The sequence below is a fragment of the Ornithinimicrobium sp. genome (assembly GCF_051004135.1).
Classification (GTDB): Bacteria; Actinomycetota; Actinomycetes; order Actinomycetales; family Dermatophilaceae; genus Ornithinicoccus.
Genome location: NZ_JBPCKQ010000138.1, coordinates 1 through 4,961 on the forward strand (window position 1 = coordinate 1; position 4,961 = coordinate 4,961).

6 protein-coding genes and 2 pseudogenes are annotated in these 4,961 nt (G+C 66.7%); 4 read left to right on the forward strand and 4 right to left on the reverse strand.

Annotated features, from left to right (window positions below; translation table 11 throughout):
* Window positions 1-112 (forward strand): annotated as a pseudogene (locus ACR2FV_RS09100) (IS5-like element ISMt1 family transposase); the annotation flags it as partial.
* On the opposite strand, the gene ACR2FV_RS09105 reads toward ACR2FV_RS09100, so the two are convergent.
* The 3 genes from ACR2FV_RS09105 to ACR2FV_RS09115 all read right to left on the reverse strand — a co-directional run bounded on the left by ACR2FV_RS09105 (window position 74) and on the right by ACR2FV_RS09115 (window position 1,369).
* The gene (locus ACR2FV_RS09105) at window positions 74-400 is read right to left on the reverse strand and encodes an Lrp/AsnC family transcriptional regulator (protein ID WP_434015373.1); all 327 of its coding nucleotides are present in this window, start codon (window positions 398-400) and stop codon (window positions 74-76) included. The pseudogene ACR2FV_RS09100 and the gene ACR2FV_RS09105 sit on opposite strands and share 39 nt — an antisense overlap.
* A 475-nt stretch (window positions 401-875) precedes the next feature.
* Window positions 876-1,028, reverse strand: a complete 153-nt coding sequence (locus ACR2FV_RS09110; protein ID WP_434015374.1) for a hypothetical protein — start codon at window positions 1,026-1,028, stop codon at window positions 876-878.
* Between the two features lie 8 nt (window positions 1,029-1,036).
* Window positions 1,037-1,369 carry a DUF6788 family protein gene (locus ACR2FV_RS09115; RefSeq protein WP_434015375.1) on the reverse strand — a complete coding sequence of 111 codons (333 nt, stop codon included), beginning with the start codon at window positions 1,367-1,369 and terminating at the stop codon, window positions 1,037-1,039.
* Window positions 1,370-1,463: 94 nt separating this feature from the next.
* Here ACR2FV_RS09115 and ACR2FV_RS09120 point away from each other — a divergent pair, with 94 nt between their 5' ends.
* Window positions 1,464-2,447, forward strand: a complete 984-nt coding sequence (locus ACR2FV_RS09120) for an IS1634 family transposase (RefSeq protein ID WP_434015376.1) — start codon at window positions 1,464-1,466, stop codon at window positions 2,445-2,447.
* Here the strand turns inward: ACR2FV_RS09120 and ACR2FV_RS09125 are convergent.
* Window positions 2,363-3,082 (reverse strand): annotated as a pseudogene (locus ACR2FV_RS09125) (serine hydroxymethyltransferase); the annotation flags it as partial. The gene ACR2FV_RS09120 and the pseudogene ACR2FV_RS09125 overlap by 85 nt on opposite strands.
* A gap of 173 nt (window positions 3,083-3,255) precedes the next feature.
* Between ACR2FV_RS09125 and ACR2FV_RS09130 the strand changes: the two are divergent.
* Entirely contained in the window at window positions 3,256-3,876 is a 621-nt protein-coding gene (locus tag ACR2FV_RS09130) for a GntR family transcriptional regulator (RefSeq protein ID WP_434015378.1), read from the forward strand.
* Between the two features lie 180 nt (window positions 3,877-4,056).
* On the forward strand, window positions 4,057-4,548 hold the full coding sequence (locus ACR2FV_RS09135) for a cupin domain-containing protein (RefSeq protein ID WP_434015377.1): 492 nt from the start codon (window positions 4,057-4,059) through the stop codon (window positions 4,546-4,548).
* Window positions 4,549-4,961 lie beyond the last annotated feature (413 nt).

The window sequence follows — 4,961 nt, forward strand, 5'->3', positions numbered from 1 at the left end:
CCTACGGCTCAAGCAGTGGCGGGGTGTCGCGACCCGCTATGACAAGCACGCCCGCACCTTCCTCGGCGGCGTCCTACTGGCCGCCAGCATTCTCTACATCAAGACTCATTAAGGAGACACGCTCTAGCAGTCTGCGCTGTACGGCCCCCGGGACGGTGACCACGTCGATGAAGGCCAGCAGCGGCAGCCCGAACGACCCCCAGTCGACGTCGATGCTGTAGTTGCGGATGACCCCGCTGCGCTCCAGCCGGTTCATCCGCTCGGCCACCGCCGGAGGAGACATACCCAGTTCCCGGGCCAATGAGCGCTGCGACTGTCGGCTGTCCTCGCTGAGCAGGCGCAGCAGTTGCAGATCGACTGCATCCAAGTCGGCTCGAGGGTGATTGTCAGGAATATCCATGGGCGTATTCTGATCCCGCTCAGCACCGTCTGCCCAGGCCGATGCCCCCAGGCTGGTCTTACGACCACACACACGCGGGAAGCACTCACGCTGAACCGCAGTTGTGATCCTGGTTGAAATTGGGCGCCGGGAAGAGGGCCACCTGCGGCTGGTCGCCCGAGGGTGATCTGGCTTGTGCGGATCGTCAGCCTCGGGCGATGGGCTTGTTGGTGTGCGGGCGAAGGCCGCGTCGGGAACGGGCAAGATCCAGCTCACGTCCAAGAGGGCGGGTGGTAGCGGGTATCGATCACATCGCTACGGCCCGTATCGAGGCCCGTCTGGAGCTGCTCGAGGCGATCGCCCGCAGCGTCTGTCCGGACTTCCGCAGTTGATGGGCACACGGGTAGCTGAATCTAGGCGTTGACCTGCGGGTTTACCGTGGCAGGTCTGGTGGGGTCGTGTTACTACACGACGGCGCCAACGAGAAGTGGCGTGCTCAGGTGCTGGTGGTGAAGTCGAAGTCCTTGGGCGGCTCGGCCAGGCCCGGGGCCGTGAGGATGCTCTTCTGCCCGGCCGTGGTGGCGGAGCGTTGCGCGACATGGCTGTCTGTCTGACGTTCCGCACATCTGCCGAGTGATATCTCGGCCATTACGCGGGTCAGTCTTCGGCGTCGCGGAAGGCGCGTAGGGAGCGTTCCTCAAGCTCGGTGAGCAGGTCGCGGAGGCTGCGGGCGTTGTCGAACCAGGGCTGGTAGCGCTGGGCCTGCTCCTTGGTGAGAGTGCGGCTCTGGGTCTTGCCGGCGACGGTCCGGGTCCAGTGCCAGTAGGGCCCGTGTAGGAGGGGCGGTTCGGCTTTGCAGCGGCAGTTGGTCTTGCCGCAGCGCATGAAGCGGCGGGCCAGCGTCCCTGGCAGGGCGTAGTCGGTTTCGGTGAACGCAGCAGCTGTGCGGGTCGGCGGCGGGGTGTCGCGCCCGGGTGCAGGGTTGGCCAACTGTCTCACCTCTTCCGCGTGTCGTGTCCTTCGGTTGCCAATAGAAGGATAGCGTGGGTTGTGCCGAACGCAACCCCGACCAGAGGGTGTCGTGATGAAGGAGCCAACGCAACCGCAGGACCCGAACGATCTCGTCCTGCAGTCCCACGTGCTGGGTGGTCTGCCGATCATCAACGCGGTGACCGACCGGCTCGGGCTGCCTGCGCTGCTTGCTGCGGCGCTGCCCGAAGATGACGCCCGGGTGAAGGTCAGCACGGCCGCCGCGATCAGGGTGGTCGTGGCGAACCTGGTGCTGGGCCGCGCACCGCTCTACGGCCTGGGCGAGTGGGCCGCCCGCTACGATCCAGGCCTGCTCGGACTGACCGCCGAGGAGGTCAGCGTGCTCAACGACGACCGGGTCGGGCGGGCCTTGGAGGCGCTGTTCGACGCCGACCGGGCCAGTCTGCTGACCGGCGTGGTGCTACGGGCGATCAGCACGTTCGGGATCGAGACCCGCCAGCTGCACAACGACTCCACGTCGATCTCGGTGCACGGGGTCTACCCAGACGCGGTGGGCACCCTGCGGGGCGGCAAGCCGACCCCGGTGATCACCTGGGGTCACTCCAAGGACCACCGACCCGACCTCAAACAGCTGGTCTGGATCCTCACGGTCAGTGCCGACGGTGCGGTCCCGTTGGCCTACCGGCTCGCCGACGGCAACACCGTCGATGACCCGACCCACGTGCCGACCTGGGACGGCCTGGTCGGGCTGCTGGGCCGGACCGACTTTCTCTATGTCGCGGACTCCAAACTGTGCTCCCGGGCCGCGATGGGTCACCTGGACAGTCGTGGTGGCCGGTTCGTCACCGTCATGCCCCGCACCCGCGCTGAGGACGGCGCATTCCGCAAACACCTGCAGACCCATACCCCGGTCTGGACCGAAGCCGCCCGTCGCCCCGGGGCGCACATCGGGGACCCCGAGCAGGTCTACTCCACCACCCCCGCACCGCTGCCCAGAACGATGCCGCCGCGCGGGCCGCCGAGGGTCTTGTGCGTGGTGGTGGTGACGACGTCGGCATACGGCACCGGGCTGGGATGAAGGCCGGCAGCCACCAGTCCGGCGAAGTGGGCCATGTCGACCATCAGCCGGGCACCCACCTCGTCAGCGATCTCACGGAACCGGGGGAAGTCCAGGTGTCGGGGGAAGGCCGACCACCCCGCCACGATGAGCTTGGGACGGCACTCCCGCGCGATCCGGGCGACCTCGTCCATGTCGAGCGTGTGCGTGTCCGGGTCGACCCCGTAGGCGACGGGGATGTAGAGCTTGCCCGAGAAGTTGAGCCGCATGCCGTGGGTCAGGTGACCGCCGTGGTCCAGGGACAGCCCCATGAAGGTGTCGCCCGGGGCCAGCAGCGCGCTGAGCGCGGCGGCGTTGGCCTGCGCACCGGAGTGGGGTTGGACGTTGGCGTGCTCGGCGCCGAACAACTCCTTCGCACGCTCGATCGCGAGCTCCTCGATAACGTCGACGTGCTCGCAGCCCCCGTAGTAGCGCCGGCCCGGATAGCCCTCCGCATACTTGTTCGTCAGCACCGACCCCTGCGCCTGGAGCACCGCGAGGGGGGCGAAGTTCTCTGACGCGATCATCTCCAACGTCTGCTCCTGGCGCCGCGTTTCGGCGGAGATCGCCTCGGCAACCTCGGGGTCGAGCTGCGCCAGGCTGGTCTGAAGGGTCATAGTTACCTCGTCGTCGACAACTGATATATGAGTCGTCGGGTAGCGTGTCCGGAGTTCGGCCGCCATGTCAAGTCGTGCATGCGGAACCGCTCCCCGTACGAAATAGGAGGAGGTCGCATTTGACCCCCGACACGCTCACAGAAAGCTCCACTGCTAACGGCCCCGACGTGTCGATGGCTCAGGCCGCCTACCTGCGACTGCGGGAGCGGCTGGTCATGCTCGACATCCCCCCCGGCGCGCCGCTCAACGAGCAGTCGCTTGCCACCGACCTCGGGGTAGGGCGCACGCCGCTACGAGAGGCGATCAAACGACTGGAGACCGAGCGCTTTGTACAGACCTACCCCCGGCGGGGGACCTTTGCGACCAGGGTCGACCCCACCGCCCTGGCCGAGATCAGCGAGGTGCGCCGCGCCCTGGAACCGCTCGCTGCGCGCCGCGCCGCCAGGATGGTCGACGTCGGCGCCCGGCAACGGCTAGACGAGCTGCGCTCGGACCTGGAGGATCTCGACGCACACACCTCCACCCGCAGCCACATGGCGATGGACGTGCGCGTGCACACCACGGTCTACTCTCTGGCGCGCAACACCCACCTAGAGGGCTCCCTCACCCACTACCTCTTCCTCGCCATGCGCATCTGGTGCGTTGCGCTGCCACGGCTCGACACCGTCGAGAGCCACATCGCCGAGCACGTTAAGATCATCGAGCACATGCGAACCGGCGAGGAGGACGGTTCTGCTCGCCTGATGCTGCAGCACATGGACCGCTTCGAGTCGACCATCAGCCGGGCCCTGTAGCGCCGGATCGCCCGCGAACCGGGCATGTCTACTGGGCCACCCGACCTGAAGAGTCACCACTCAGGGTTCTTCATGCTGTGAGCTCAGAGGGAATCGCGGATGCGGGTCGGTGCCCTCCGAAGGTTGGCCGTGGCATGCTGGTCCGGTGAGCGATGACGGGCTGCTTCAGCGAGGTTCACCGTGACGGCAGAATCGGACAAGTCGCACCCGCTTGACGGGAGTCACGAGCGGGCTCGGCCGGGCGACGCCAAGGTGTTCGAGCATGCTGGTCACGCGGCCTTCCACCATCAGTTGCACGGCGGTGAGGGCAAGACCAGATTCCAGTGGTATTTCCTCGATCAGTCCCGACTGCCGGTCGCGGTACAACGCTGGGATCTGGAGCCGGGTGCGAGTGAGGGGATGCACGCACACGGTGATGAACAGCCGCTGGAGGAGTTGTATCTGGTCGTCGACGGCGAAGCCACCATGCGTATCGACGGTCGTCCTTTTCACCTTCGCCCAGGAGACGCCGTCCGTGCTCCGGTCAACTCCAAGCACGACATCGTCAACACAGGCGACTCAACGCTGAGTCTCGTCGTCGTCTTCGGCACCCCCACCCCGACGCCTGAGGACTGGTCCTGGTCGGCGATGGCTACGGCATCGCGGTCTGCCGCCGCGTCAGACGTCGAGTAGCCCCCACCAACCACCCGAACAGGCTGGCGTGCTACCACTTGAGTGGACACCGTGTTGAGCCCCTTCCCGTGTCCGGGACCCGGAGTTCCCCCCGCCCGGTCCTCCGCGGTACCCACCACGTCGACAACGGGTCGCAACCCGGTGTTCACGGCCATTTGGGTAGGGACGCTGCTGGGGTCAGGAAGCGCATGGTTCGCGCCGAAGCCGCCCTTGCAAGGCTCGACTGCCCAGTAAGCTACCGACATGGAGCGAGCGTCCCATGGTGGCTCGTCGCAGCCGTCATCTTCAAACCCGGCGGTGCCATCGCCAGCCGGATTCGGCCGCCGTGCGGCAGCAAGCCGCTCTATCCTTATCGCACGTAGGCGGCACGCGACTTGTCACCGTTTCCGCAGGTCAGGGGCTATGTCTCAGAG

Coding starts and splice junctions, on each gene's coding strand:
- ACR2FV_RS09105 (WP_434015373.1), bottom strand. CDS start 400: ATGGATATTCCTGACAATCACCCTCGAGCCGACTTGGATGCAGTCGAT.
- ACR2FV_RS09110 (WP_434015374.1), bottom strand. CDS start 1,028: ATGGCCGAGATATCACTCGGCAGATGTGCGGAACGTCAGACAGACAGC.
- ACR2FV_RS09120 (WP_434015376.1), top strand. CDS start 1,464: ATGAAGGAGCCAACGCAACCGCAGGACCCGAACGATCTCGTCCTGCAG.
- ACR2FV_RS09130 (WP_434015378.1), top strand. CDS start 3,256: ATGGCTCAGGCCGCCTACCTGCGACTGCGGGAGCGGCTGGTCATGCTC.